General features: G+C 39.6%; 32 protein-coding genes and 1 pseudogene. 32 read left to right on the forward strand and 1 reads right to left on the reverse strand.

Annotation, left to right across the window (positions count from 1 at the left end; genetic code table 11):
• Nucleotides 1–241: 241 nt before the first annotated feature.
• The 31 genes and pseudogenes from D6853_RS11295 to D6853_RS11445 all read left to right on the forward strand — a co-directional run bounded on the left by D6853_RS11295 (nt 242) and on the right by D6853_RS11445 (nt 23,599).
• Nucleotides 242–979 (forward strand): hypothetical protein, encoded by a 738-nt coding sequence (locus tag D6853_RS11295; RefSeq protein ID WP_120658105.1) that lies wholly within the window; start codon nt 242–244, stop codon nt 977–979.
• Between the two features lie 124 nt (nt 980–1,103).
• On the forward strand, nt 1,104–1,751 hold the full coding sequence (locus D6853_RS11300) for a hypothetical protein (RefSeq protein WP_120658106.1): 648 nt from the start codon (nt 1,104–1,106) through the stop codon (nt 1,749–1,751).
• Between the two features lie 12 nt (nt 1,752–1,763).
• The gene (locus tag D6853_RS11305) at nt 1,764–2,534 is read left to right on the forward strand and encodes a bile acid:sodium symporter family protein (protein ID WP_305781700.1); all 771 of its coding nucleotides are present in this window, start codon (nt 1,764–1,766) and stop codon (nt 2,532–2,534) included.
• 89 nt (nt 2,535–2,623) lie between these two features.
• Nucleotides 2,624–3,268, forward strand: a complete 645-nt coding sequence (locus tag D6853_RS11310; protein ID WP_120658107.1) for a hypothetical protein — start codon at nt 2,624–2,626, stop codon at nt 3,266–3,268.
• A 126-nt stretch (nt 3,269–3,394) separates the two neighbouring features.
• Nucleotides 3,395–4,093, forward strand: a complete 699-nt coding sequence (locus tag D6853_RS11315; protein ID WP_120658108.1) for a hypothetical protein — start codon at nt 3,395–3,397, stop codon at nt 4,091–4,093.
• 158 nt (nt 4,094–4,251) lie between these two features.
• Nucleotides 4,252–4,968, forward strand: a complete 717-nt coding sequence (locus D6853_RS11320) for a LytR/AlgR family response regulator transcription factor (protein WP_120658109.1) — start codon at nt 4,252–4,254, stop codon at nt 4,966–4,968.
• 5 nt (nt 4,969–4,973) lie between these two features.
• Nucleotides 4,974–6,299 (forward strand): sensor histidine kinase, encoded by a 1,326-nt coding sequence (locus tag D6853_RS11325; RefSeq protein ID WP_120658110.1) that lies wholly within the window; start codon nt 4,974–4,976, stop codon nt 6,297–6,299.
• A gap of 528 nt (nt 6,300–6,827) precedes the next feature.
• Entirely contained in the window at nt 6,828–9,824 is a 2,997-nt protein-coding gene (gene lanM / locus D6853_RS11330; protein ID WP_120658111.1) for a type 2 lanthipeptide synthetase LanM, read from the forward strand.
• Between the two features lie 21 nt (nt 9,825–9,845).
• Complete coding sequence (locus D6853_RS11335; RefSeq protein WP_120658112.1) at nt 9,846–10,589, forward strand: flavodoxin family protein; 744 nt, start codon at nt 9,846–9,848, stop codon at nt 10,587–10,589.
• On the forward strand, nt 10,586–12,706 hold the full coding sequence (locus tag D6853_RS11340) for a peptidase domain-containing ABC transporter (RefSeq protein WP_120658113.1): 2,121 nt from the start codon (nt 10,586–10,588) through the stop codon (nt 12,704–12,706). Before D6853_RS11335 ends, D6853_RS11340 begins: the two co-directional genes overlap by 4 nt.
• 27 nt (nt 12,707–12,733) lie before the next feature.
• Nucleotides 12,734–14,782, forward strand: coding sequence for a cellulose binding domain-containing protein (locus D6853_RS11345; protein ID WP_120658114.1), 2,049 nt, complete (start codon nt 12,734–12,736; stop codon nt 14,780–14,782).
• Between the two features lie 158 nt (nt 14,783–14,940).
• On the forward strand, nt 14,941–15,126 hold the full coding sequence (locus D6853_RS11350) for a hypothetical protein (protein ID WP_120658115.1): 186 nt from the start codon (nt 14,941–14,943) through the stop codon (nt 15,124–15,126).
• A 54-nt stretch (nt 15,127–15,180) separates the two neighbouring features.
• Nucleotides 15,181–15,357: a mersacidin family lantibiotic gene (locus tag D6853_RS11355; protein ID WP_120658116.1), complete on the forward strand. Its 177-nt coding sequence runs from the start codon at nt 15,181–15,183 to the stop codon at nt 15,355–15,357.
• 42 nt (nt 15,358–15,399) lie between these two features.
• Nucleotides 15,400–15,615, forward strand: coding sequence for a mersacidin family lantibiotic (locus D6853_RS11360; protein ID WP_120658117.1), 216 nt, complete (start codon nt 15,400–15,402; stop codon nt 15,613–15,615).
• Nucleotides 15,616–15,634: 19 nt separating this feature from the next.
• Complete coding sequence (locus tag D6853_RS11365) at nt 15,635–15,826, forward strand: mersacidin family lantibiotic (RefSeq protein ID WP_120658118.1); 192 nt, start codon at nt 15,635–15,637, stop codon at nt 15,824–15,826.
• Between the two features lie 56 nt (nt 15,827–15,882).
• On the forward strand, nt 15,883–16,080 hold the full coding sequence (locus D6853_RS11370; RefSeq protein ID WP_120658119.1) for a mersacidin family lantibiotic: 198 nt from the start codon (nt 15,883–15,885) through the stop codon (nt 16,078–16,080).
• Nucleotides 16,081–16,129: 49 nt separating this feature from the next.
• Nucleotides 16,130–16,309 (forward strand): mersacidin family lantibiotic, encoded by a 180-nt coding sequence (locus tag D6853_RS11375; RefSeq protein ID WP_120658120.1) that lies wholly within the window; start codon nt 16,130–16,132, stop codon nt 16,307–16,309.
• Nucleotides 16,310–16,328: 19 nt separating this feature from the next.
• Nucleotides 16,329–16,502: a mersacidin family lantibiotic gene (locus D6853_RS11380; RefSeq protein ID WP_120658121.1), complete on the forward strand. Its 174-nt coding sequence runs from the start codon at nt 16,329–16,331 to the stop codon at nt 16,500–16,502.
• A gap of 44 nt (nt 16,503–16,546) precedes the next feature.
• Complete coding sequence (locus tag D6853_RS11385; RefSeq protein WP_120658122.1) at nt 16,547–16,747, forward strand: mersacidin family lantibiotic; 201 nt, start codon at nt 16,547–16,549, stop codon at nt 16,745–16,747.
• A 23-nt stretch (nt 16,748–16,770) separates the two neighbouring features.
• Nucleotides 16,771–16,980: a mersacidin family lantibiotic gene (locus D6853_RS11390; RefSeq protein WP_158588742.1), complete on the forward strand. Its 210-nt coding sequence runs from the start codon at nt 16,771–16,773 to the stop codon at nt 16,978–16,980.
• A 45-nt stretch (nt 16,981–17,025) separates the two neighbouring features.
• Nucleotides 17,026–17,238, forward strand: coding sequence for a mersacidin family lantibiotic (locus tag D6853_RS11395; protein WP_120658124.1), 213 nt, complete (start codon nt 17,026–17,028; stop codon nt 17,236–17,238).
• A gap of 85 nt (nt 17,239–17,323) precedes the next feature.
• Nucleotides 17,324–17,641 carry a hypothetical protein gene (locus D6853_RS11400; RefSeq protein ID WP_120658125.1) on the forward strand — a complete coding sequence of 106 codons (318 nt, stop codon included), beginning with the start codon at nt 17,324–17,326 and terminating at the stop codon, nt 17,639–17,641.
• Between the two features lie 6 nt (nt 17,642–17,647).
• Nucleotides 17,648–18,025: a DUF5975 family protein gene (locus D6853_RS11405; protein WP_120658126.1), complete on the forward strand. Its 378-nt coding sequence runs from the start codon at nt 17,648–17,650 to the stop codon at nt 18,023–18,025.
• A gap of 143 nt (nt 18,026–18,168) precedes the next feature.
• Entirely contained in the window at nt 18,169–18,456 is a 288-nt protein-coding gene (locus D6853_RS11410) for a hypothetical protein (protein WP_199713026.1), read from the forward strand.
• Between the two features lie 54 nt (nt 18,457–18,510).
• A pseudogene (locus D6853_RS11415) lies at nt 18,511–19,341 on the forward strand (tRNA 2-thiocytidine biosynthesis TtcA family protein); the annotation flags it as partial.
• A gap of 56 nt (nt 19,342–19,397) precedes the next feature.
• Nucleotides 19,398–19,802: an acyl-CoA thioesterase gene (locus tag D6853_RS11420; RefSeq protein ID WP_120658128.1), complete on the forward strand. Its 405-nt coding sequence runs from the start codon at nt 19,398–19,400 to the stop codon at nt 19,800–19,802.
• Nucleotides 19,803–19,857: 55 nt separating this feature from the next.
• Nucleotides 19,858–20,613, forward strand: a complete 756-nt coding sequence (locus D6853_RS11425) for an SDR family NAD(P)-dependent oxidoreductase (RefSeq protein ID WP_120658129.1) — start codon at nt 19,858–19,860, stop codon at nt 20,611–20,613.
• 74 nt (nt 20,614–20,687) lie between these two features.
• A complete protein-coding gene (locus D6853_RS11430) occupies nt 20,688–20,906 on the forward strand; it encodes a hypothetical protein (RefSeq protein WP_120658130.1) in 219 nt (72 codons plus the stop codon).
• 122 nt (nt 20,907–21,028) lie between these two features.
• Nucleotides 21,029–22,018 carry a DUF4003 family protein gene (locus tag D6853_RS11435; protein WP_120658131.1) on the forward strand — a complete coding sequence of 330 codons (990 nt, stop codon included), beginning with the start codon at nt 21,029–21,031 and terminating at the stop codon, nt 22,016–22,018.
• Nucleotides 22,019–22,100: 82 nt separating this feature from the next.
• Nucleotides 22,101–22,763, forward strand: a complete 663-nt coding sequence (locus D6853_RS11440; protein ID WP_158588743.1) for a DUF4230 domain-containing protein — start codon at nt 22,101–22,103, stop codon at nt 22,761–22,763.
• A gap of 44 nt (nt 22,764–22,807) precedes the next feature.
• Entirely contained in the window at nt 22,808–23,599 is a 792-nt protein-coding gene (locus D6853_RS11445) for a hypothetical protein (protein ID WP_120658133.1), read from the forward strand.
• A gap of 58 nt (nt 23,600–23,657) precedes the next feature.
• Here the strand turns inward: D6853_RS11445 and D6853_RS11450 are convergent, their stop codons facing one another.
• Nucleotides 23,658–24,326 carry a hypothetical protein gene (locus D6853_RS11450; protein ID WP_120658134.1) on the reverse strand — a complete coding sequence of 223 codons (669 nt, stop codon included), beginning with the start codon at nt 24,324–24,326 and terminating at the stop codon, nt 23,658–23,660.
• 139 nt (nt 24,327–24,465) lie between these two features.
• Between D6853_RS11450 and D6853_RS11455 the strand changes: the two genes are divergently transcribed.
• Nucleotides 24,466–24,735 carry a hypothetical protein gene (locus D6853_RS11455; protein WP_120658135.1) on the forward strand — a complete coding sequence of 90 codons (270 nt, stop codon included), beginning with the start codon at nt 24,466–24,468 and terminating at the stop codon, nt 24,733–24,735.
• Nucleotides 24,736–24,784 lie beyond the last annotated feature (49 nt).

Raw genomic sequence — 24,784 nt, forward strand, 5'->3', positions numbered from 1 at the left:
GTTTGAAGGCGGAAACTCGATTTAATCATAGAGTTTCCGCCCTTTTTACTGGACGAACATGTGAAGATATGTTATTATGTTACGCATAAAGAGACTTTTGACTTCCTGGTACTTTTATGACGAATATAAAACCAATAGAGCAACAATTAGGTGATATATTTAATAAAATGCATGGAGTATGTGTGTGCATGCTCTATGTTTTTTATATAAAAGGTCTTATAAAGGAAAGGAGAAATTTAACATGAAAAAGAGAGGTGTACAGCTTGCTACAGGACTTATCTTTGCGGGAATGGTTGCAATGACAGGTTGTGGTAGCGCACAGACAACAGACACAGAGGCTCCCGAGACAACAGGTGTGGAGACAGAGGCTCCCGCTACAGAGGTTGCTGAGCCCGACTTAGAAGCTCCTGCAGCAGACGTTCCTGCTGATGAAGATGCAGTCGAGGAAGTTGAAGTTCCCATGGAGGAGAACGAGTCTGCGTTGTCAGGTAGCGGCGAAACAGGTACCATTACAAAGTTCAAAACACTTAAAGAACTAGAGCAATCCCTTACAAAGAAACAGGGATTTGCTTATCTTAATGTTCAGGGCGCTAATGCTTCGGTCATCGCGGTGATAGATGCTATAAATGGTGGTGGAACGAGACCGGTGAAATTCTACACACAAAAGAGTGGAGAAAATAAAGTGTATTATGCCGGAACGCTTACCGCACATGATTTCATGATAAGCAGAAACGGCGTCATATACGCTAGTTTAGGTCGAACATATGAAACTTATTTCTTATCAACAGACGGAAGATCACTTGAGCATAAGGACTATATCGAACGTGGCGAAGGTGAGAAGACTAAAACAGCATATTTCAGAGAAAACAACACTTCTCCCAAGGTTTATCGTGATACAAGTGCTAGGGAATTTGAAGATATGCAAAGACAATTCCTTGATAATGAAAAGGAAATAAAATTTACAAAAGGCACAAAGTAAAACAGAGTAATTCCCCGGAACAGGGTTAAATGTTCACCTTGAGGCAATGCATGGAGTACCGCTGACGGCTTGCTCCATGCATTATTTTTGCAAACGCTTATTAAAAGAAAAAGGAGTATCGAACATGAAAAAAAGAGTATTACAGCTTGCGACAGGTCTTTTGACCGTTGGAGTATTTGGAGTTACAGGTCTTGTAGGGGCACAGTCTTTAGGAATTGCCAATGTTGAGACAACAGCGTATGTGATGAGCGAGAATCAGGATAGTATGCCTTCAAGCGCATCAGATTCCGGAAGATATAAAGAGGTTACCCAATATAATACAATTCCTGAATTTGAAAAATCACTTAAGAGTGGTACATGGGTTGCACACACATACTTAAAGGGTTACAAGGGAGATGTTTTCCTTGTAGCGGAAGCGTCATATGATTATGATGGCAAGCAGTACGCTGAGGATGCAAGAATCTATACAGAGGTGGATGGAAAAGTAAGATGTATCGGATGCTTAAATGCAATGGGCGGACTTTTAATTAAAAGGACTGATAACGGTATATTGTTTGCAAACGGTAAAATGTCATATGAATCATATCTTGTATCCGCTGATGGTAAGGAAATCGTGCACAAGGATTATTATGACGGTTATGACTGGGGATATACAAATGAAACAAACGATCCCGGCAAAAAGGTTGAATTCTACAAAAACAATAGCAAAGTCAATGAAATAAAGGCTCTTAATAAAAAGGCTAAAAATATTGAATTTTATCGTGTTAAGTAAAGACCTAAAGAGATCCTGATAGGTGCTGTTGCGCAGTTCACGATAATGCCTCTTTTGGCGTTTGCGCTTGGTAAGATCTTCGGTCTTGAGGTTGGACTTCTTGCGGGTGTTATCCTTGTAGGAACCTGCCCCGGCGGAACAGCAAGTAACGTTATCACATATCTTAGTAAGGGCGACGTTGCTCTTTCTGTAGGAATGACAAGTATAAACACACTTCTTGCTCCGTTCCTCACACCGGCTATTACATATCTGCTTCTTAAAACATCGGTAGACGTTGATGTAAAGAGTATGTTTATGACTATCATAAAAGTAGTTATTGTGCCGATCGCGCTTGGACTTATCATTAACAAGTTCTTTGGAAAAGTAACCGAAAAGGTTAGTGAGATCTTGCCGGTTGTTTCGGTTGTTGCGATCACACTTATCGTTGCAGCAGTTGTATCAAGCAATTCTGCAAATATCCTTGAGACAGGCGCAATCGTATTTGTGGTTGTTATTCTTCACAATATGCTTGGATATCTTCTCGGATATCTTCTCGGATATCTTCTCGGAATTCTTCTTAAGCTTCCTGTTTCTAAGAAGAAAGCTCTTTCAGTTGAGATCGGTATGCAGAATTCCGGCCTTGCAACTTCGCTTGCAAAGACAGCATTCGCTGATTTTGCAATGGCAACGGTTCCCGGTGCTATCTTCTCGGTATGGCACAATATTTCCGGAGCGATCCTTGCGAACATCTTAAGGAGAATAGAGGATTCACAAGATACAAAAGATCTTAAGGAATCAGCTTAATAGTGGTCGGATTTTACATGGTATAATGAAGTGCATGGAGGTTTCGGCTTCCATGCATTTTTTGCTTATAACAAGGAAAGGAAAATTAAATGAGAAAAAGATTTTTTATCTGCGCATGTATTTCGGCTCTTTTGCTGACAGCGTGTGGGGGTGCTAAGGCTACGTCTAAATATGCGGTTTCTGTGGAGGACGCAGAGCATTTTGTTGAGAAGGCTGCGCAAAAAGAGATATTTGAAAGTTATGATGAGGTAATCTCATATCTTACCAAGGGGCAGAGCTATGCGTATATTAGGCTGAATGGGTATGATGGAGAGCTTCTTATGGTGACTGTTAACGTTTGCGCGGATGATAATGAGGATAGGAATCCTCTGGAATTGTATTACACCATATTTGCCAAGGATGGAAATGATGTAAGTAGCATTGGGGACAAGTATTTCTATGGGGGAAAAGAATGCCCGTTGGCGATAGGAGACGGAATGTTGTTCAGTTGTGCGCCGGATGAAATAGTTTCATATAGCGTTTATGACGATAGCACCACTGGAGAAATGTTTCTGGTTCATATGGCAAGTCTCAGTAAGTACTATCATGAGGATGGAGAACCTTACTGCCTTGGATTTGTAAGCGATCCAAATGATCCGATATGGAGTATCGACGCCGACCCGGAAGAAGCGTATGCTGAGTGGGAGCAGAAATATTCAAATGCTAAAAAAATAAAGTTTACGGTTGTGAAATGAAGAGCGAACTGTAATAACAATGTCGTTCATTCCTCAAATGATGTCTTTCGTTCCTTTTATGTTTAGAACAGGCATATTTTGTATAAGCTTGATTTGAGCACTTGATAAATGGGAGAGGAGACAGATATGAGGATAAAAAATTTAGTAGCAATCTTCACTGTTGCAATTACACTTGTAACTGTTGGTTGCGGTGATAAATCTCCAATAGAATATGCAGCTCAAGGGAGTAATACGGGAGATTCCGCCACTGAAAACTTGAGTGTAGAAACTGAATCAGATAAGGATTTCACACCCGGTGTGATCAAGGAAAATACATACGAAAACGCCTTTTTTAATGTAAAGATCAGTATTCCTGACGATATGCGTTTCTTTGATAATGATGAGCTTGCGGAAATAAATGATGTAGCCAGCGCATATGCAAGTAACGAGACGGTTAAAGAGGCTATGGAGATCAGCCGAAGTTCAATAGTGGCTTACGCGGCAAAAGATGACGGCACAACTTTTAATGTATCTTTATCATCAGCCGGCAAGATGACTACAGCGGTATTTAATGAAAGGGCTGTAGTTGAGGGAAGCAAGCAAATGACGATCAATGAATTTGAAGGTATCGGTTACAGTGATATTGATGCTGAAGTCGAGACTACGAATTTCCTCGGAGAAGAGCATTATGCTCTTGTGTTAAAAGGAAATAATCCATCCGGAGATTATCATGTTAAAGCAATTGCACTGTTAAAGGATGGATACATAGCAACATTCACGGTCGGAAGTCCTTCTGAGGAAGGCTTGGAAATATTGGATAATGCGGTAAAAATAAGCCAATCATAAATGGGGAAACTGAGATTTTAACACTAATATAAAACATGCGTTGCATAACATTTGAAATTTTGTGTGATTTTTGGCATAATATAAGCAAGGTAGCTTGGGGAAGGCACCTTGCTTTTTTCTATACAACTTAATATTCATAAACTATGAGGAGAGAGTAAATGGTTAAAATTGCAGTATGCGATGATTCAGAGTTTATGCGTGGAGAGGTCAAAAAGCGAATTCTGAATTATTCAGTCAAAAAAGATTTTGATTATTCAATTAGTGAGTATGACTCAGGCGATAAGCTACTCGAATCCGGTGAAAATTATGATCTGATCTTTATGGATTATGAGTTCGAAAATAAAGGAGAAAACGGCCTTGCAATAGCAAGGAAAATTCGTGAGCAAGATAAAAATTCCACTATCGTATTTGTGACAAGTTATCCTTCAATTGTATTTGATACTTTTGAGGTCGGGACATTTCGGTTTCTTACGAAACCGATTGATGATGATAAGTTCTATGATGTTCTGGATGCTTTCTTGCAAGCCATGGAAAAAGACACTGTTCTGAAGATCAGGCTTGACGGTGAAAATCATTTTTTCAAAGAAAGCATAATTTCTTATGTTGAAGGTATGGGCAAAAACTGTATCTTACATTTCTGCGACGGACGTGAAAACATGGAGTGTCATGAGACACTCGGTGCTATTGAGGAGCGTCTTTCATCCCAAAAATTCTACAGAGTTTACAAATCATTTTTAATTAATCTGGCGCAAGTGGATTCGTATAATCATGACGAAGTCACTATGAGTACGGGGGATAAAGTTCTTATAAGCAGACTCAAATACAAAGAGTTTAATACTATTTATTCTGAATATCTTGTAAATGAGGGGGTATAAGATAAATGGATGGTTTAGGACTGATGCTGGGGATAAATGCGTTTAGCGCATTGATTAATTTTATTGTCTTTTGGATTATACTTGACAAATTCTTTGAGTTTCAAAAAACAAAGTGGAGGAACAGTAATTGGATATGGATAATGCTTTATCTGATCATTTCACTGATTTCCGCTCCTGCGAATATCATTTTGTCTTGGGATCAAAACGATATGGCGATAAGGTTTACAGTGTATATATTGACGCTGGGAAGGCTTATTCCGTTTTTTATGGCAAAATATGGGTTTAATCTAGAGTTATTAATAATAATCCCATTTTATGAAAATCTTTTTGATGTTATTTCTATTAATCTCAGTTTATTTATCAATGATTCGATTGTTGGATTATATGATGGTTCCGGCGGAAATGTCTCACGGATTGTTGTGGGGCTGACAACGCTTATTTTATTTAATGTTTTAATATATAAAAAGCATTATAGCTATTTTAAAGCCTGGTTTACTAAGTTGACTATCAAAGAGTATATTATAGTATTCCTATTAACATTTTCGTGTACTTATATAGAGGTGGTATTAGTTCATAAAGAAAATACTGAACTGATACTTAAAGTATTTAGTGTTGCGTCAATTGTACTAATGATGATATTGATACCACATATAAATACGGTTCGAAATCAGAATACATCTATGAATGCTATGATCGGTAATCTGAAGGGACCAATGAAACAGATAGCAGCGTCGTACATTGAGATGCATGAAAAAAATACGGAACTTAGAAGATTTAGGCATGATACGAAAAATTTATTGTTGGCACTTCATTCTCTTATAGCTGAGAGAAAATATGATCAAGCGTCTGAATACATCAGTAAAATGCAGGAGACGATGGAAATAACAAAAGAAAAAGAATATGATACCGGAAACTTTATCGCAGATGCACTGCTTGAGTATAAAGGAAAACTTGCTACGAAGAAGGGCATAACTATGACTATGGAAGGATGCATCCCGGTAAATAAAGTAGAAGATGTAAATCTTGTGATACTTATCTCCAATCTTCTGGATAATGCTATTGAAGCAGCGGTGAGAGCAAAGGGAGAAAAAAAGATAGAAATACAGTCTATATTAAAGAAAAACATATGGATTTTGTCAGTAAAGAATTCCTGTATAAATGATGTGGTTATTAGAGGAAACAGGATAGAGACTACAAAGAATAATAAAGAAGCACATGGATTTGGACTTTCGAATATTGAGAGGGTCACGCAAAAGTACGCCGGAAATCTAAAGATTTCTTGTGAGAATAAAATGTTTACAGCTATAGCTACTTTGATGTTGACGGTTTAATAATACAGTTAATTCCAAATACGACGCAATTCGTTCTCGCAAACGATATTGCGAACAGTTTTTGGTATTATATGGTTGTAAAAAGTAATGCAGGAACCGATTAACAAAAAAAGGAGGGTGAGATAAAATGATCATTATAATTATTTCAGCTTTGATGACTTCTTTGAGCTGTGTATGTCCTGGCAGTATGTCTATTATTATGCCACCATTTGGTATGTGATTGAACTGTTATGGACCGAGGAAGGCGGGATACCGATGGCACCAAAAAATGGCAGGCATCGGTATCCTGCTTTTTGTTATTCTATAAGAAAATAAGACCATAATAAGTGACCGACATACCGTCAGGGAACCAACTGCAAAAAAATGCAGTTGGTTCCTTTTTTGTTTTCGTTAACTCCGATACGGGTTATTGGCAGCTGCAGATTGATAACATATGTACATCAGGTGATGCAAGTGTTGATCGCCTTTAAAAATAAATGCAGGAAACTATTATCAATAACTGATTGAGGAAGGGTTGGTTAGATAATTATGAATGAAATGATCGGAAGAGCAAGAACAATTGAAGAAAAGCGCCGTAGCTATAACGGACATAATGATGTCGATTACAGCTATTTAAAAGAGTGGCGTGATGTAAGGACATTGTTAAAAGACAAACCGTTCAATGAAATGCTCAAAGAGAACAATATGACAGAAGAAGAATTCGCTTATGCACTTCAACCTGAAGTCGATATCAAGAAGCAGGAAGGCGATGAGTGGTTCGACACGTTCACTGAGATCATGGACGGCTTTAAAGATGAAATGATTGATACGGCAGCAGGAATCGGACTTACGGGTATTCCGTTTACTCTTTATCTGAGAAAGAAATTAAATGAGGCTGTTAAAAACCTTAAGCATGTAAAGGTGAGTGAAAAAACGATACAAGCGTTTATTCAGAGCCATGTGACAGAGATGTTTATGGTGTTTGGAAAGCTAACAGCTTTAAGACTTGCAATATATAAGGAACATCATAAGTTCAGAGCAAGAAATGAAAAGAAGCAGTTCACGGAGTTTTTGAAGAATTCTTTCGGAAAGAAAGAAGATTTTATCTCGTTTTATGAGAGTTATCCGGTAGCAGCAAGGGTTGCTACCGTAAGAACTCTTTTTATGATAAAAAACTACACGAATATTCTTGAACACCTTGATAAAGATCATAAGGAAGTTGAGAAATTCATTGGTAGTAAGAAGCTTACATTAACGGATATTAAGTTATCTACAGGGGATTCCCATGCGCAGGGGAACTCCGTTTCCATACTTAAGTTTGATGATAAGAAGCTTGTATATAAACCCAAGGATCTTAGGATAAATCAGGCGTTTGAATCGTTTGTGGATTGGTATACCAAGGCATCCGGAATGCTTGAAGTTAAGATCCCTAAGGGAATCTATAAGGAAACGTATGCGTATAACGAATTTATAGAAAAGAAATACTGCAGATCAGAGGAGGAAGTTGAAAGATTCTATACCAGATACGGATATCTGGTGGCTCTCTGCTATCTGTTTAATATAAATGATCTTCACCTTGAAAACTTAATAGCGAACGGAGAATATCCGGTCATCATTGATATGGAGACTCTTTTCCAGGTTCCCACAAAAGTGATGGAAGATTCGGCAACTTTTGATATGACCAAGAGATTGGAAGTTGAGTCGGTGGCTGCTTCAATGCTGCTTCCGAGACAGGTACACGTTGGTACGGATAAGGATGTCAATATGAGTGCTCTCAACGGAAAAGGCGGAGAAGCTTCGAATAAGATCCTTGCACCGAAAAATATGGACACCTCAAATTTTCATTATGAAAACGTAAAGGGATATTTTACCGGAGGAGATAATATTCCACAGTATGATGAGGAGAAAGACGTTGATGTTTCAAAGTATAGTCTTGTGATCATTGAAGCATTTGATCAGTTTATGCAGTTTATTCTTGAAAATAAGAACGCTGCGCTTAAAGAACTTGAGGCGTTTAAAGGTAAAAAAGTAAGAGCACTTTTTAAATCAACGGAAAGATATGCATCAATGATCCGCTATGCAGATCATCCCAACTATAACGAGGATATGAAGTATAGGGAAAGACTCATGATGAATATCTGGGCATATCCGTACGTAGATAAGAGGATCATAAAAAGTGAAGTGAATGACTTGCTGTTTAATGATATACCGATCTTTTTTGCAAAAACAGATTCAAAAGATGTCATAGACAGTCATGGAAAAATATATTTTCATTTTTTGGATAAATCAGGTTATGAGCTTGCGCGTAGAAAACTCATGCATCTTAGCGACAAGGAGATAAGACTTCAGAAGACAATCATGATGCTTTCTCTTGGAATTGTCGATCCGTATCTCAACAGAGAAATCGGACGGACGGGGATCATACAGGAAGCAAAGAAAATCGATTATCTCGCTCAAGCCAAAAGACTTGCTGATGAGCTTATAAATAAAGCTTATGTAAAAAATAATGAATGCTCGTTTGCATCTCTTGACAGAAATGATAACGATCATTGGGAATTGCATCCGTGTAACGTAAATCTATATGGAGGATTTGGCGGAATTGCAGTATTGTTCCTGGAATTGTATCGAGCAACAAAAGATAAGAAGTATATTGATTTTTACCATATGGTAATGGGATCGGCAATAAAAATAGCCGGTAATTCGGATATTTCAAGTGCGTTTTCCGGGAGGCTTTCATTGATCTATCCGATGCTTTTGGAAAAGAAATATTTAAGGCGGGTCAGAGATAGAGAGTTTCTGAAAAAAGTGGTCAAGATCTTTAATAAATTAACCAAAGAAGAGCTGGAAGAGTATGAGCATCACGATTATGTAAGAGGTATTTCGGGAATAGTCAGGATATTAAATTTGATCAGGAGCTATTTTCCCGGTCTCAAACTGACAGAAGACACACTTGATAAATATATAAATCTGCTTACAGATGAGGTTAATAAGGAATATGTGAGCGGAAACTCAAAAGCAGGAATTGCGCATGGTATAAGCGGAATGATGTATGGCCTGGTATCCGGCGGAAAGTACGATCCAAAGGAAGTAAAAAAGCTTCTGGATCATGAGTTTAATCAGGAAGTTAGTCCCGAGAATGCTTTTAAATGGAACGAAGGTTATCCCGGTATGATCCAGGCAAGAATTGCAATGAATCGTATCGATAGTCGCGTTGTTAATAAGAGGCAGTTAAACACTCTGATCAAACGATTTGAAACGCTACTTAATGAATCGCTCGGATCCGATGCGCTCTGTCAAGGAACCGGAGGAATAGTAACTACTCTGAAAATGCTATATGAGTATACGCATGATGAAAAATGGATGGACTATCTCAAGAAGTGGATGTCCGACATGTATATGAATTCACTTTATAGCGGATACAGAGTCGCTAAAGTGAGTGATATTGAAAGTATCGGCATGTTTGAAGGAATATCCGGAGTTGCCTGGTCATATCTGTACGCGGCGCTTGATATAGACAATGTATTGCTGCTGGAGATGGGTGAGTAAACGGAAACGAGGTAGCTATATATGAAAAAGATTTTTGTACTTAACGGAAGTAGGCAAAAGAAAGGAAATACAGCAACCTTTATCAAAAGAATAACGGAAAGACTTGATAAAGATGTATTTGAAGTTGAATATGCACATCCTCAGGATTATAAGATAGCTCCGTGTTTGGGCTGCTCTAAGTGTTTCTTGAATACGAAATGTGTAAGTGATGATGATCTTGAGAAATTACAAAAGAAGATATTGGAATCGGATGTTTTTATTATTGCATCACCTGTTTATATGCATTACATGACGGCTGATCTTAAGTTGATAATCGATAAGCTGTCGTGGTGGGCGCATACGCTTCGCCTCCAGGGTAAGCCTGTTGTGATATTAAGTACATGCTGCAGCAACGGACACGGTACGGTGATAAGTCCACTTAGTAAATTCATCACCCATATGGGCGGAAATGTTATCGCATGCTCTAATGCAGCACTTGACCCAGATCAGCTTAAGAATGAAGAGTGGATGGAAAAAGTGTCTTCGGAGATTGCAAGCCGAATAAGGAAGTACGCATTTATTCCGCATGATTCAAACGAAGATATTGAAATGGCATTCAAATATACAAGACTGGGATTTCTTAAATACAGGGAACAATTGATGAAAGATGATTCGATACCTACATATGAAGAATATGAATATTGGAACAATACCGGGATGATAAATTTTGACACATTTGAAGATTATTTAAAAGAAAAATATAAATGCGAGGAGGTAGTGGTTTGAGAGTAAGATTTCAACAACAATGTGAACACTCTGAATGCGGACTTGCATGTGCCTCGATGATGATTGATTACTTTGTAGACAAAACAAAACTATCGGGGATGCGAGAACGATATGGTGTTCCAAACGGTGGATATAACCTTTTACAGATTCAACAAGTATTAAAAGAAAACGGAGTGTTATCAAGAGCGATCAAGATCGGTATTGAATCACTTAAGGCTGTGCCAAAGCCTTTCATAGCCTTTTGGGACAGAAAGCACTTTGTAGTGGTTGAGAAGGTGAATAATAAGTCTATCTCACTGGTAGACCCTGCATCGGGAAAGAAGACAATAAGTACGGATGAATTCGGTGAACATTTTTCTAATATAGTTCTTTATTCCGAAGTTGAGAGTCAGAGGCATTTTCAGATGCCTAAGCTCCATCCGGCGCTTGTGGAAAATGCCAAAAAGAACAGAAAGTTATTGATGACGACATTGATCTTTTCATTGGTGATGCAGTGTATGAGTTTGGTTGTTCCTATGGCGATGAAAAATCTTGTTGATGGAATAGAAGAAACCAGGTTCCCGACGTTGGGAGTGTTGTTTATTGCCTGCTTTGGATTGATTGCAAATTATTATGTTTTTAATCTGATACGAACGCGAGTTATAACAAAGCTTCAAACGGCATTTGATAAGGGCTTTTTGGGAGATACTATAAAACAGCTTTTGGATCTTCCGTATTCCTACTTCGTTAACAGAAGTAAGGGAGAACTTGTATATAGGATTAATTCAAACACATATATCAGGCAGGTCATCATAGATCAGATGATAGCGCTTGTAATAGATATTATTTTCTTCTTCCTATATTTGGGAACAATGCTGTGTATCAGTCCGGTCCTTGCGGTATTTACGCTCTTTATTGCAGCCTTGCTTTGTTTTGTATCGTATATGAATACTAAATTAAACAGGAAGATCGCACAGAATGAGATGGTAGTTACGACCAAGTCACAGGACATGATAAATGAGATGGTAAATAATATCTTTACGGTTAAGTCTACCAATGCTCAAAAGAATCTGTTTGAAAAGTGGAAAGAAAACTTTGATAAGCAGATTGGTCTAGAGATATCTCGTTCAAAGTATCAATCTTTTTTGGCTAACGCGACGCAAACTATTCAGATTTTCTATCCATTATGTATTTTTATTGGTGGTCAGGCGTTGGCAATGGATGGAGTAATTACAACCGGAGATATAGTTGCTTTTAATGCTATAGGAGCGGCTTTCCTTGGTCCTATTATTTCAATCATGGCTTCATATGGCCAGATAGTTATGGTCAAAATATACATGGAAAGATTGCTAGACATAATGGATACTCCAAATGAGACGGAAACAGAGGGAAAAGAGCTTCCCTCCGAACAGTGCAGAGAAGTAAGTGTGGATGATGTTTCATACAGATATAGTCTATTCTCTGATTACTCTATATCCGATATTTCTCTGAAGATCAAACCTTATGAAAAAGTCGCGATAGTCGGAAGCAGTGGATCCGGTAAATCGACACTGATGAAAGTCATGGCAAGTCTTTATCCTACATCCAAGGGACGTGTTCTTTATGAGAATAAAGATGTCAGAGATTTGAATATACACAAATTAAGAGAAAAGGTTGGAATCGTTCTTCAGGAGAGTATGTTGTTTAGCGGAAGCATCAGGGAGAATATCACAATGGGAAGAGACTTCACTGATGAGGAGATAAATAAGGTAATAGAGGCAACCAATCTGACCGGCCTGGTAAGCAGCTTCCCGCTTGGACTTGAAACAAGGATTTCTGAGAGCGGACAGAATCTGTCAGGTGGACAGAGGCAGAAGATCGCTATTGCCAGAACGATCATTTCAAATCCTCAGATAGTATTTCTTGATGAACCTACCAGCGCGCTTGACAATACTTCGGAAAAGATTGTCATGGAACATCTTTTCCATATGAAGTCCACGCTTGTGGTGGTGGCACACAGACTTTCTACAATCAGAGATTTTGACAGAATTATCGTTATGGATAAGGGAAGAATTGTGGAAGAAGGAAATCACGAAGAACTTCTGGCGAAGAACGGACATTATGCGAAACTTTACAGAAAGCAACCTAAGACTGCGTAATACGCACAGTTGGAAAGAGGATTAAACATGAAAAATCGACACAAGAGAGCCTTTTTTATAAGGAAACCTCTTGTTGCCCTTCTTCCTGCATTGGTTTTACTTGGCAGTTTTCAGATAAGTGCGAAAGCTGCCGGGGAGAAGGAGCAAACAATTGATGTTCTGCTAAAAGAAAACGCGAATATCAAAGAGGTTAAAGAGAACATCCTTAGGAAAGACAAAAACATAGAAGTAGATGTTTATGAAGAAATTAATCTGATGCATTTGGTTTATCCGGAAACAGTTGATGTAGATAAGATCATTCAGGATAAAAGCATTCATGATCAGATAGAAGTTGCGGGTGATCTTCCAAAGCTTGAAGGAGCTGAGGAACCGGTGGATAAGCACGAGAAATCTGACATTTCATCGGAATCCACTGAAGAACTCATGAAAGTTCTGGCAGACGATCCGTACAATAAACAGAACTGGCATGTGGATGAAGTTACAGAAGATGGAAAGTCATTTGAGTATACAACGGGAAAAAATGTAAGGATCGCGCATATAGACAGTGGAGTTGATCCGGATCATCCGGTGTTTTCGGGAAAGCTTGATCTTAAACATGCTAAATCCTATGTGAAGGACGATGATTCTATTAATGATTATAAGGGGCACGGAACAGAAACGGCCGGAATCATTGCACAGATTGCACCGGATGCGATCATAACACCATATAAAGTGTTGGGTGCAGTAGATGGCGAATCAATATGGACTATCGCTGCAATAATAGATGCGGTTAATGACGGTAATGATGTATTAAATCTTAGCCTTGGAACATTTAAATGCATTGATGACAATGAGGAGCGCATTTTGACAGCTACATACAAGAGAGCTGTCAGATATGCATTGAATAATAATGTAACTGTTTTTGCATCTTCCGGAAATAAAGGCGAAGATCTTGATAAAAAATATGAAGAAGAAAAAGTTCTGCATCTTCCGGGAGCGATAGAAGGTGTTAATACAGTATCTTCCGTATGGAAAGGGACATTAGCATCATATAGCTGTTATGGCTCATGTGTGGATTTCTGTGCACCCGGAGGAGAGGATGTTATCAGAGAGGATATTCCAAATTTACCGGCAGCTATATTTGTTGCTTATCCCACATATATGGACAATATGTACGATGGAATCCTTCCTCATGGATATTCTTTGGAGATGGGTACGAGTTTATCATCTGCAGTAGCAACAGCGAGCTTTGCTGATGTCTATGCATATGGAAAAGAGAAATATCCGCATTTCAGAAAAGATGATGCATTGGTTCTTTTGACCGCCGGATGTAAAGATGTCGGACCTGAAGGAAAAGATACTCAATTCGGTAACGGAGAGATAAATATATACAGATCGATAAAAGAATTGGACTCTGTTTATCGCGGGGAAGTAGTGCAAGAAAGTGACAGATCAAGGAGTTATCAAAGTCATAATATTGCAGCTGAATATACGATCACTGAAGAGGATGAAGACAGGTACTATGTGAACGTTACACTCACCAATAATACATCAAGTGATATCCATAAGTGGGAGATCGCTATGGATCTTAAGGATGAGATTACACATATATGGGATGCAAAATATATTAAAGACGGAGATGAAATAATAGTCACTCATGCGGATTACAACCAGGATATTCCTGTTGGAGAATCGGTAAGCTTTGGGTTTATTGCTAAGAAACCATCCAAAGACAAAATAGCTTTGCCTAATGAAGTTTTGATGGTGAATGACAGAAACATGGTAAAGCCTGAAGATTACAGTGCCGATCTTGAGGTCACAACCAGATGGGAAGATGGATTTGTTGCCTATATGACAATTACAAACAAGTCTGACCACCCTATATCCGATTGGAAGATTGAATTCACTTATTCCGGAAACATCGACAAGATATGGGGAGCATCAATAGAAGAACATGACGATGATTATTATTCGATTCTTAATGAAGGAAGTAATCAAAATATAGCTCCCGGAAAATCCGTTTCTTTCGGATTTGAAACAGATGATTCGACAGATGAAACGATTGATAATATCTCGCTTATCAGTACAAACAAATAAAAAAATACAGTTGGTTCCGATTTTCATACCGTTAATTACAAAAGCGAAATATCGATAGACCGGCTGATAACATAAAGATGTCAATAGACATAAAGGTAACTGGTAAAAATAAGTCGATTTACGGTGTAGTAAATATTAGCTTTAGAAAAGGAGAAAATATGAGAGCGAACAAGTTTGTAGGAGAAGCATATGAAGAATTGACTCTCGATGAAATGAGGATGGCACAGGGATCGGGAGAAATTGAAGACGAAGGTGCAATCAAGACATTATATATACAGCCTGAATTTACAGCGCCTTCTGCAGTGACGCTACCTGTTTTGTTGACACATGGACTTAAGTGTTAAAAAACGGTTGCGATAGATAGTTAGCTAACAAATAAAAATGAAAGGAGGGACGCCATGGCCCGAAATAAGCTTGAAAAAGCACTCGGAGATTCCTTCGAAGAACTTGATGTCGAACAGATGGCGGCAGCGCAAGGCGCAGGAGACACTGAGGCAGAAACCGTAAGTGTTGCTATAGTAAGCGTGGTTTCAGGAGCAGTATCCGCCGGAACGTCGTATCCAAAACAAAATTGAATATGGGTAAAAAACATTGATTGGTTATAAGGAGGAAATATTATGGCCAATAAGAACAACAAAGCGGTCGGCGATTCATTTGAAGATCTTAAGGATGAGGAAATGAAAAAGACTCAGGGCGCCGGAGACACTGAGGCGGAAACTATTGGGTTAATAAGAACAGCGACACTTAGTTTTTCAGTGCTTGGTGAAGATTATGATGAGAAACTCCGTATGGCATCTGCATGTCAAGTGGCTGATTGGTTTAAGCATAACTAACAAAAAGGAGATAAAAGCTATGGCAAAGGATAAATTGAATAAGGCCGTAGGTAACTCATTTGAGGACCTTGATGACGCGGAAATGAAAAAGACTCAGGGTGCCGGAGACACTGATGCGGAGACTCTTGATCTACTCAAAACTGCGATTATACCACCCTCACCACTGTCGTTAGATGCATTTTTGAATCTTACACAAAAAATATTTGGTTGATAAGTGAAAAAAGCAGTGAGCGATTAAGGATGGTCTGACAAGGGAAAGGAGAAACTATGGCAAAGGAAGAGATGAATAAGGCCGTAGGTAACTCATTCGAAGATCTTAAGGATGAAGAAATGAAAAAGACTCAGGGCGCCGGAGATACTGAGGCGGAATATTTCGGAGATATTTACGAAAGGCTCACATTTATTGGGACGCTACCGACAACCGGAATATCATTGCCGCCTAGAGATAGCGAATTATTCCGATGAAACTGCAAATGATCATAACTAATTAAATTATGAAAAGGAGAGAAAAGCTATGGCAAAGGATAAATTAAATAAGGTCGTAGGTAATTCATTCGAGGATCTTAAGGATGACGATATGAAAAAGACCCAGGGTGCAGGTGATACCAATGCTGAGACAGCTACTGTGGTATTAAGTGCTATTTATGGTATTCCTGCTGTAATAAGTATTCTTGCAAGCACCAACAAAGATTAATAAGAAAGGGGGGCGAAATATGTCTAAGGATAAGCTTAATAAGGCTGTAGGAAACTCATTCGAGGATCTTAAGGATGAGGAAATGGAAAAGACTCAGGGCGCAGGAGATACTGACGCTGAAACATTAAGTTGGATTGCAAAGACAGCCGTCTATGCCACACAGGTTGTAGTAAGTCTTTTTCAAAAGGATTGATATAAACAAAAACATTAATTAAACAAAAGAAAAGGAGAGAAAATATGTCAAAGGAAAATCTTAATAAGGTAGTAGGTAATTCATTTGAGGATCTTAAGGATGTAGATATGGCGAATATTCAGGGCGCAGGAGATACTGACGCGGAAGGTTTGTTGTCAAATGTCGTTAAGACTATTATTAAGTATTCAATCCCTGCATATGAGATTACAAAGGCTTCATATGATTATATCGCGGGTAATGATTGATATTAAGAAAGGATGACATGATCATGAATAATGAAAGAAAAGAAAGATTTGATAAGATTGTAGGTCTTGCTTTTGAGAACATGAGCGCAGAGGATATGGCGCGCCTCCAGGGTGCAGGCGATGTTGACGGAGAAGGCTTTAAAGGGTTTTTAGAGACGGCAATTGAAATTATATCATTTACTGCATCTGCATATGACCTTTCTAAAGGCCTCGCAGAATCTTTTACTAAATAATGATAACAGTTAACAAAAGCCTGTACTTGAAGGGAGAATGATAATATGAGTAATGAGAAGATGAATAAGATCATAGGCGCTGCATTTGAGAATATGAATTTGGCTGATATGGCTAAAATTCAGGGCGCAGGTGATGTTGATGGTGAGACAATCAAGCAGACTATTAAGTTGATCTCAGATTCATCAAGAGCATGCGCAACAATTGTCACAGCGGTTTCATCTATGGTCAGCGGATATTTAGGTGGAAATAAAGACTGATTAATATGAGAAATGAAACGGGAGTGACAATTGCTCACTCCCGATCATTTCAAAGAGATCGATCAAAGAAATAAGGAGGGAAAAGATGGACAATCATGTATTTGTTACGGTAGCGCTGATAATAACGATAATCAGTTTTTTCGGATTTATTATCTGGAACGCTGTAAAAAAAGCACATTACAATAACAGCCCTGAATGGAAGATGGTTGTAACTAAAGCTCGTGCAGCTTCATCCAAGGTTTTGCTGGCTGCGGTTGCGGGCTGGGGAATAGCAACTATTTTCGAACTTAATGAATTGTTTTCCTTTCGCAATGTTGAGATTTATACTCAAATTCTATTTGGGGCTCAGTGTTTAGTGGCGTTAATATCCGGAATATATTACGAACGTAAGATGCAAGGATGAGAAAATATGGACTATGCCGAACAGTATACGGAGTTTAGGGAAGTTTGTACGGATAAGATAATTGTAGACAGAGACAAATTTTGTAAAATGCTTAAGAAAACAGATATAGGTACTATCATAGAAAAAGATCAGGATAACTATATTTTTTATTATAGAAATGAAAGTAATGATGTACCTGCTCAAACGCAGGATACGAGGTATCAATTAAAGATTGATCCGGCTGTAAAAGTCCGATTCGAAGGCAACTTTGCACAGTACAATAAGTTACTTAATGAGATATATTCAAAATTGGAAAATAAAGATAATGCCAAGATATACAGCAAATTGCGGCAGGGAAAAGCAAATTGCAATTTCTTTATTATGGATGTTTATTATCAGATGTAGAGGCGTTTTGATTCATAAATATGAGGTCAGGGGATAGTTTAATATAATTTTAGAAAGAAGGGGCGACTTTAGACTCTATTGTCGCCTCTTTTTTGTTATAATTCTATTAGTTTCAAACCTGAGAAAGAAAGGTGGGAGATATCATGAATACGGCAGATAAACTTGAAGTTTTATTAAATAAGGCAAAAGAGGATGCGGCTCTTAAGCAGAGTCTTTTGAATACAAGAGGCGAAGCTGATCCGCTTGCGGCTTTCTGCAAGGTTGCGGGCAGTGCCGGCGTTGAGCTCTCTGTTATGGATATCGTCAACCAGGGCGAGGAGTTCTATGCGGAGATCAAGCGCAGCACCAACGGTGGCGGTGAGAACTCACCGGATCTCGACTTCCAGAACGATGAATATTCGATATTTATGATGAGATTATCTGATCTATAATGGGAAAACAGAAGGTAGGAAAGTAATTAAGTAATGAAAGAAATACATTTTGAAAAAGGTGAGAAGCAGCAAAGGGCTGAGGAGAGCATTAGGAAGAAGTACCATAAGCAGCTCTTTTCACAGTTTGCGAAGGCGTGCAAGACCTATAAGCTCATAAATCCGGGAGACAAGATTGCGGTATGTATCTCGGGCGGAAAAGACTCTATGCTGATGGCTAAGCTTTTTCAGGAGATACAAAAGCACAGACAGGTTCCTTTTGAAGCGACGTACCTGGTAATGGATCCCGGATACAATAAGGCCAATAGAGAGCTTATAGAGAGCAACGCCAAGGCTTTGGGTATTCCGCTTACTATCTTTGATAGCGAAATATTCACGGCGGCCGACAATATAGAAAAGAACCCATGCTACATTTGCGCCCGAATGAGAAGAGGACATTTGTACAGTAAGGCAAAAGAGCTTGGTTGCAACAAGATTGCATTGGGCCACCACTACGATGATGTTATAGAGACCATCCTTATGGGAATGCTTTACGGAGGTCAGATTCAGTCGATGATGCCCAAAATTCACAGTACGAATTTTGAGGGGATGGAGCTTATAAGGCCCATGTATTTTATCAGAGAGAATGATATCTGCGCGTGGAGAGATTACAATGAGCTGCGTTTTCTTCAGTGCGCATGCAGGTTTACGGAAAGAGCTGCAGATTACACCGAAGATGATATCGCACCGTCAAAGAGACTGGAGACCAAGAGGATCATCGCCGAACTCAAAAAAACAAACCCGTTCGTCGAGTCCAATATCTTCAGAAGCGTAGAAAATGTGCAGCTCAACACCATTATCGAGTATAAAAAAGATGGCGTGAGACACAATTTCTTGGATGAATATTGATAATGAAATTTGATAGAACGGGACAAGCGTTTATAAATTAAGGAAAGAGGACTGAAATGGACTACATACATACCGTGCAATACTACGAGACAGACAGGATGGGGATCACGCATCACTCCAATTACATCAGATGGATGGAGGAAGCGAGAGTTGATTTCTTATCTCAGATCGGATGGGATTATGCAAGGCTCGAAGAGATGGGAATAATATCACCTGTTATCAATGTGAATTGCGATTACAAGAAGACTACGACGTTTGCAGATAAAGTTATCATAAAGGTTTCGGTAAAAGAATTTAAGGGTGTGAAGCTTTTTCTTTCGTATGAGATGAAAAATGAAGACGGCGCCGTTGTATGTACTGCGACTTCTTCACACGCTTTTTTGACCAAGGAAGGAAAACCCATCAGGGTGCAGAAAGAGTATCCGGAGTTTTACAAGACGCTGAGCGAGCTCGCCGGCTGAAGACGGCGAGGGACTTTGTTGTATTGGGCTATATGAGTGGAATTAGGAGTATTTTATGAAGACAGCATTTATCACAGGCGCAACTTCTGGCCTTGGCGCCGAGTTCGCGCGCAGATACGCAGAGCAGGGTTACAAGCTCATTATCACGGGCAGAAGGACGCAGCGCCTTATCGCCCTTAAAGGGGAGCTTTCAGTAGAGTGCAGGATAATAACCGCGGATGTTTCGGACGAGGAGCAGTGTAAGAAGCTCCTTACGGATGTATCCGATGAGAAGGTCGACGTGTTTATCAACAACGCGGGCTTTGGAACGGCGGGGAATTTTCTTGAGACCGATCTTGAAAAAGAGATCTCGATAATCAAGGTTAACGACGTTGCGATGCACATTCTTTTTAAGGGGATTCTTAAGAAGATGAATAAGCAGGGCTTCGGAACGATCCTCAATGTCGCATCTAGCGCGGGACTTCTTCCCGGAGGCCCTTATATGGCGACCTACTATGCCTCAAAAGCGTATGTTGTCTCGATAACCAGAGCTGTGGCAAGAGAGTTAAAAGAGCTTGGAAGCAAGGTACACGTTTGCTGTCTATGCCCGGGACCAGTAGATACGGAGTTTAACGAAAACGCGGATGTGACTTTTGCTCTAAACGGGATAAGTGCAAAGCGCTGCGTTGATGAGTGCCTTAAGGGTATGGATAAAAAGAAAACCGTTATTATCCCGACGCATAGGATGAAAGCAGCGATCTTTTTTGGCAAGCTTGTTCCGAATGCGCTCCTTGTAGCGATGACGGGTGGGCAGCAGAAAAAGAAACTGTGATGCCTCAAGAGATCTCTTTTTGTAGTATAATAGTACTGTCGCAGACAACACTTATAACCGGAGGAGGTTACACTATGGGAAATATCACAGAAATCATCAAACAGATAAACGGCAACAAGGAACTTATGGCGCAGATAGCCAAGGTTGATCCCGCTCAGGCAAAAGAAATCCTGAAGAAAGCCAATATCGATATAAGCGAAGATGACATCAAGAAGGTTCAGGCAGCTGTTTCAGACGGAAAGCTTGATCTTGGCGATATCAAGAATCTTGCGGGCGGCCTTTTCAAAAAGTAAAAAATAAAAAATGAAAGTATTTAAGCGCGAAAGTCGGCTACGGCTCTCGCGCTTTTTTGTGAAATGGGGTATTATTACTTCTATAGCTTTTTAATGAACGTATTGGATGGAGGAGAGGTAAGATGAAAAACGAAGTGATGAAAAAATGTGATCTGTTAGGGGAGAATGTAATCTCTTATCGCAAGGGATTTTGGGCCGAGCACCCGCTTATTAAGACGATCACAGCACTTTCTTATACAGAGAGCGGAAAGAGCGTTGATGTTCAGCTTGTAAAAGAGTGCAAAAAGAAATTAAAAAAGAGACAGAATATAATGTCATATTTCCGCGGAAACAATGAGCTGATCGCCGCTACGGGCATGGCTCTTTCAGATAATCCGGATCAGTATCTTGAGGATATAATCGCTGTTTACGGTAAGCTTCAGTCAGGTAAGTTCTTCGGATCAAGCTACAGAGCACTTTCTGCAATGGTGATCGCTGATGCAAAGAGAGTTGCGGATGCCGACGCGATAATCGAAAAGACTAATGTACTCATGAAGGGAATGAAGAGTAAGCATCCTTTCTTGACGACCGATGAAGATACCTGCCTTGCGGTTATTTTGGCAATGGCTGACAAGAGCGCGGACGCTATTCTTGAAGAACTCGAAAGCACATATACTTCTATCAAGGGCAAATTATTGTTCCATGATAATGCCGCATATTCACTCGCACAGGTACTTACAGCGTTTGAAGGTGACAGCGATAAGAAGTGCGAGAAGACTTTGGAACTATTAAATGCATTCAAGGCAGCACGTGCTACATACGGAAAAGAGTATGAGCTTGCTTCACTGGGTCTTTTGACCAATATTTCCATGAATACTGATGACATTGTATCCGAAGTAGTTGAGGCTGCTGAGTATCTTAAGAAGAAAAAAGGCTTTGGATTCTGGTCTGTGACAAAGCAGACAAGACTTATGATCGCTGCTACTTTGGTTTATGAAAGCTACGCCGGAGACGATGCTGCCGTAAACGCTGCGGTTGTCGGAGGCACTCTCGCCAAAGTTATCGCAGAAGAGATCATGCTTATGGTCATCGTGGCATCAAGCGCAGCAGCAAGCAGCTCTTCATCTCACTGATCTTTTGATGAATAATATCCGTCGAAAACGGATTTATCGCGGAGTATCGTTTTGAAGAAGCGAAAAAGGAAGGGGTATGCACATGAAGATTTCAGAGCAGACCAAGAAGAAAATCTATATAGCGGTTATCGGTGTTTGCGTTGTTGCAATGATAGTGCTTGGAATCGAGTACCGTGTGAAGAAAATGAAGGCGCAGAGTGATGTCTCTGTTAACGGCCCTGTGACTACGGTCAAGACCGGGGACAGCAAGGTGCTTGTATCTGTCAGCACGGAGACGATTCGCGACGGACTCGCCAACATGGGGACTTTAATAACGCAGGAGTACTATTTTACGCAGGTTGAGAAGTACACCAAGGAAAAGACTTTCTTTCAGTTTCTGACATCATCGTCGGAATTTATATACAGCTACGACGGCGCGGTTATGGCGGGTATCGATTTTGAAAAGATCGAGATCAAAAAGGACGACAGTGCCAAGAAGCTGACGATCGTGCTTCCGAAGTCAGAGATTCAGGCGGTAACGATAGATAAGGATACTTTCAAGATCTATTCGGAAAAAGATTCTTTGTGGAATCCGCTCAAATTGGACGATTATAATGTATCTTTATCCGAATTTGAGGAGGCTGCCAAGAAAAAGGCGCTTGATAGCGGCATTCTGGAGAGATCGGATGAACAGGCTCAAAATCTCGTGAAGAACTTTATCACGAATTTCCCTTCGGCTTCGGATTATGAGATCGTATTTGAATAAGGACGCGGCGAGATTGTGCGACTTGCGAATGAAAGGAAGAGATTATGGAACTTAAGAAGATTACTATAGTGGCGCTGTTATTACTTATAGCAGTGATCTCAATAACAAAGGTTGCACCTTGGGCGGGGGATCCGGGTACACATAAGCATACGATCGAGCAGACTGACAATAAGATTGAATCCGTGATGATCCTATCGGGAGGATCTGCGGCTACGTCCGCAACTTTATCACTCCTTCCCGGAGATATGTGTACGCCGATTGCGGATCAGCTTGCGGAGTTATCCAAGTATTTTCTTGTGATCTTGTGTGCTCTTTACCTTGAAAAATTTATGATAAGTCTCTCCGGATACATTGTATTTGGCGTACTCATACCAATAGCATGCGTTCTTTTATGCGCGTGGGTTATTTCGGGAAAAAGAAAGTGGGCGCAGACTGCCGGAAAGATTGCACTGATAGGACTCATAATTTTTCTCATAGTTCCTGCCAGCGTTAAGCTCTCCGATCTTGTTTATCAGACTCAGGCGGACCGTGTCGAAACGGCTGTTGAAGAGTACAATGACCTTGAAATCGAGGGCGGATCCGAAGATGGCTCAGAAGGCGGATTCTTCAATGAACTTACGACTATCACAAGCGATACCGTTGACAGGATCACGTCATTCGTCAAGAGCCTTCTTGAATCTCTCGCAGTGATGATCGTAACGGCGTGCGTGATTCCGGTATTTGTTCTTGCGGTACTGATATGGTTTGTGAAAACTATTTTTTCATCGAATGTCCTGTCACTCGACCCCGATACGATCGATGCTCTGGTAGATAAGTTGGGGATTAAGAAAGAATAATGATATAAGTGGAAAATAAAAAAGAGAGGAAGCTCGAGTGAGCTTCCTCTTTTTTAGGTTATTTTATGTCAAAGTTGATGACCGGTATGCTGTTATTCTTTTTCTGGTAATGCTCTTTCGAAGTTTTGTTAAATGCTGTACCGATTTCATGCCATGTGTAGTTTTTGTTTTCATCATGAGTAAAACCTTGAGCTGATCCGTAATTAAGTCTGTCTTTTTCGAACATCTTTTTTCCGTCCGACTCTACATAAAATGTATTATAGTCAAATTTATTTGAAGCATAGATAATACCGTCATCTTTTCTTAGAGGATAATTTTGATCACCGGTAACTAATTTGCCGAGGTAATATATATGGCCATTTTGCGCTGTGTATATATATGCGATACTCGAAGTGTTCTTTCCGTCTCTCTTCACAGTACTTTGGGTTAAAAGAAGGACTTCGCCATTGAAACCTTTTAGATACATGCGTTTATATGCCATTCCTTTTGGGAGTGCTCGAACTATTTCGTCAATACTACCGAATTGAGTTATGTTTTTAATCCCGCTTCCTGTTTGTAATGATATGGATGGTTCCTGTACAAAAAGTGTTTCATTTTCCTCCATAGTATAGTTTACTGCTTCAGTGGTTGCCATGCTTTTGATTGTTGCTAAGCTTGTAACACCTGATGTGGCTAGGATTCCGGCGGTCAGTGCACCCATGAATAACTGTGCGCCTCTTTTTTTCATTGTTTTTCTCCTTTTCCTTTGATAAACGTTAATTGAAACCTGATTTGACATTTGAAGTCTTTGTTCTAATTGTTATACCATTGTTAAAACTATTTGTCAATACAAGAAAATAATTGCGTGCATATGCTCGCAGAGGAATTTGGTATATGAGTGGTTTTTCATCTATTACGCTGATGAAGCCAAAGATGATTTGCGTAATATATTTATGTATATTGCATATGATTTGGGGTCCAGAGACAATGCCACAGGACAAGTGAATAGAATTCGTGAAGCAATTAGTGCACTTGTGAATTTTCCTAAAAGAAATGCACTTGTTCCTTATGGGGCAAGAGATTTGGATAGATTTTTTGAACAAGATCCCGATACGATCGATGCTCTGGTAGATAAGTTGGGGATTAAGAAAGAATAATGATATAAGTGGAAAATAAAAAAGAGAGGAAGCTCGAGTGAGCTTCCTC

The organism is Butyrivibrio sp. X503, from assembly GCF_003625475.1.
GTDB lineage: Bacteria > Bacillota > Clostridia > Lachnospirales > Lachnospiraceae > Butyrivibrio.

Coding starts and splice junctions, on each gene's coding strand:
- D6853_RS11295 (WP_120658105.1), top strand. CDS start 242: ATGAAAAAGAGAGGTGTACAGCTTGCTACAGGACTTATCTTTGCGGGA.
- D6853_RS11300 (WP_120658106.1), top strand. CDS start 1,104: ATGAAAAAAAGAGTATTACAGCTTGCGACAGGTCTTTTGACCGTTGGA.
- D6853_RS11310 (WP_120658107.1), top strand. CDS start 2,624: ATGAGAAAAAGATTTTTTATCTGCGCATGTATTTCGGCTCTTTTGCTG.
- D6853_RS11315 (WP_120658108.1), top strand. CDS start 3,395: ATGAGGATAAAAAATTTAGTAGCAATCTTCACTGTTGCAATTACACTT.
- D6853_RS11320 (WP_120658109.1), top strand. CDS start 4,252: ATGGTTAAAATTGCAGTATGCGATGATTCAGAGTTTATGCGTGGAGAG.
- D6853_RS11325 (WP_120658110.1), top strand. CDS start 4,974: ATGGATGGTTTAGGACTGATGCTGGGGATAAATGCGTTTAGCGCATTG.
- lanM (WP_120658111.1), top strand. CDS start 6,828: ATGAATGAAATGATCGGAAGAGCAAGAACAATTGAAGAAAAGCGCCGT.
- D6853_RS11335 (WP_120658112.1), top strand. CDS start 9,846: ATGAAAAAGATTTTTGTACTTAACGGAAGTAGGCAAAAGAAAGGAAAT.
- D6853_RS11345 (WP_120658114.1), top strand. CDS start 12,734: ATGAAAAATCGACACAAGAGAGCCTTTTTTATAAGGAAACCTCTTGTT.
- D6853_RS11350 (WP_120658115.1), top strand. CDS start 14,941: ATGAGAGCGAACAAGTTTGTAGGAGAAGCATATGAAGAATTGACTCTC.
- D6853_RS11355 (WP_120658116.1), top strand. CDS start 15,181: ATGGCCCGAAATAAGCTTGAAAAAGCACTCGGAGATTCCTTCGAAGAA.
- D6853_RS11360 (WP_120658117.1), top strand. CDS start 15,400: ATGGCCAATAAGAACAACAAAGCGGTCGGCGATTCATTTGAAGATCTT.
- D6853_RS11365 (WP_120658118.1), top strand. CDS start 15,635: ATGGCAAAGGATAAATTGAATAAGGCCGTAGGTAACTCATTTGAGGAC.
- D6853_RS11370 (WP_120658119.1), top strand. CDS start 15,883: ATGGCAAAGGAAGAGATGAATAAGGCCGTAGGTAACTCATTCGAAGAT.
- D6853_RS11375 (WP_120658120.1), top strand. CDS start 16,130: ATGGCAAAGGATAAATTAAATAAGGTCGTAGGTAATTCATTCGAGGAT.
- D6853_RS11380 (WP_120658121.1), top strand. CDS start 16,329: ATGTCTAAGGATAAGCTTAATAAGGCTGTAGGAAACTCATTCGAGGAT.
- D6853_RS11385 (WP_120658122.1), top strand. CDS start 16,547: ATGTCAAAGGAAAATCTTAATAAGGTAGTAGGTAATTCATTTGAGGAT.
- D6853_RS11390 (WP_158588742.1), top strand. CDS start 16,771: ATGAATAATGAAAGAAAAGAAAGATTTGATAAGATTGTAGGTCTTGCT.
- D6853_RS11395 (WP_120658124.1), top strand. CDS start 17,026: ATGAGTAATGAGAAGATGAATAAGATCATAGGCGCTGCATTTGAGAAT.
- D6853_RS11400 (WP_120658125.1), top strand. CDS start 17,324: ATGGACAATCATGTATTTGTTACGGTAGCGCTGATAATAACGATAATC.
- D6853_RS11405 (WP_120658126.1), top strand. CDS start 17,648: ATGGACTATGCCGAACAGTATACGGAGTTTAGGGAAGTTTGTACGGAT.
- D6853_RS11410 (WP_199713026.1), top strand. CDS start 18,169: ATGAATACGGCAGATAAACTTGAAGTTTTATTAAATAAGGCAAAAGAG.
- D6853_RS11420 (WP_120658128.1), top strand. CDS start 19,398: ATGGACTACATACATACCGTGCAATACTACGAGACAGACAGGATGGGG.
- D6853_RS11425 (WP_120658129.1), top strand. CDS start 19,858: ATGAAGACAGCATTTATCACAGGCGCAACTTCTGGCCTTGGCGCCGAG.
- D6853_RS11430 (WP_120658130.1), top strand. CDS start 20,688: ATGGGAAATATCACAGAAATCATCAAACAGATAAACGGCAACAAGGAA.
- D6853_RS11435 (WP_120658131.1), top strand. CDS start 21,029: ATGAAAAACGAAGTGATGAAAAAATGTGATCTGTTAGGGGAGAATGTA.
- D6853_RS11440 (WP_158588743.1), top strand. CDS start 22,101: ATGAAGATTTCAGAGCAGACCAAGAAGAAAATCTATATAGCGGTTATC.
- D6853_RS11445 (WP_120658133.1), top strand. CDS start 22,808: ATGGAACTTAAGAAGATTACTATAGTGGCGCTGTTATTACTTATAGCA.
- D6853_RS11450 (WP_120658134.1), bottom strand. CDS start 24,326: ATGAAAAAAAGAGGCGCACAGTTATTCATGGGTGCACTGACCGCCGGA.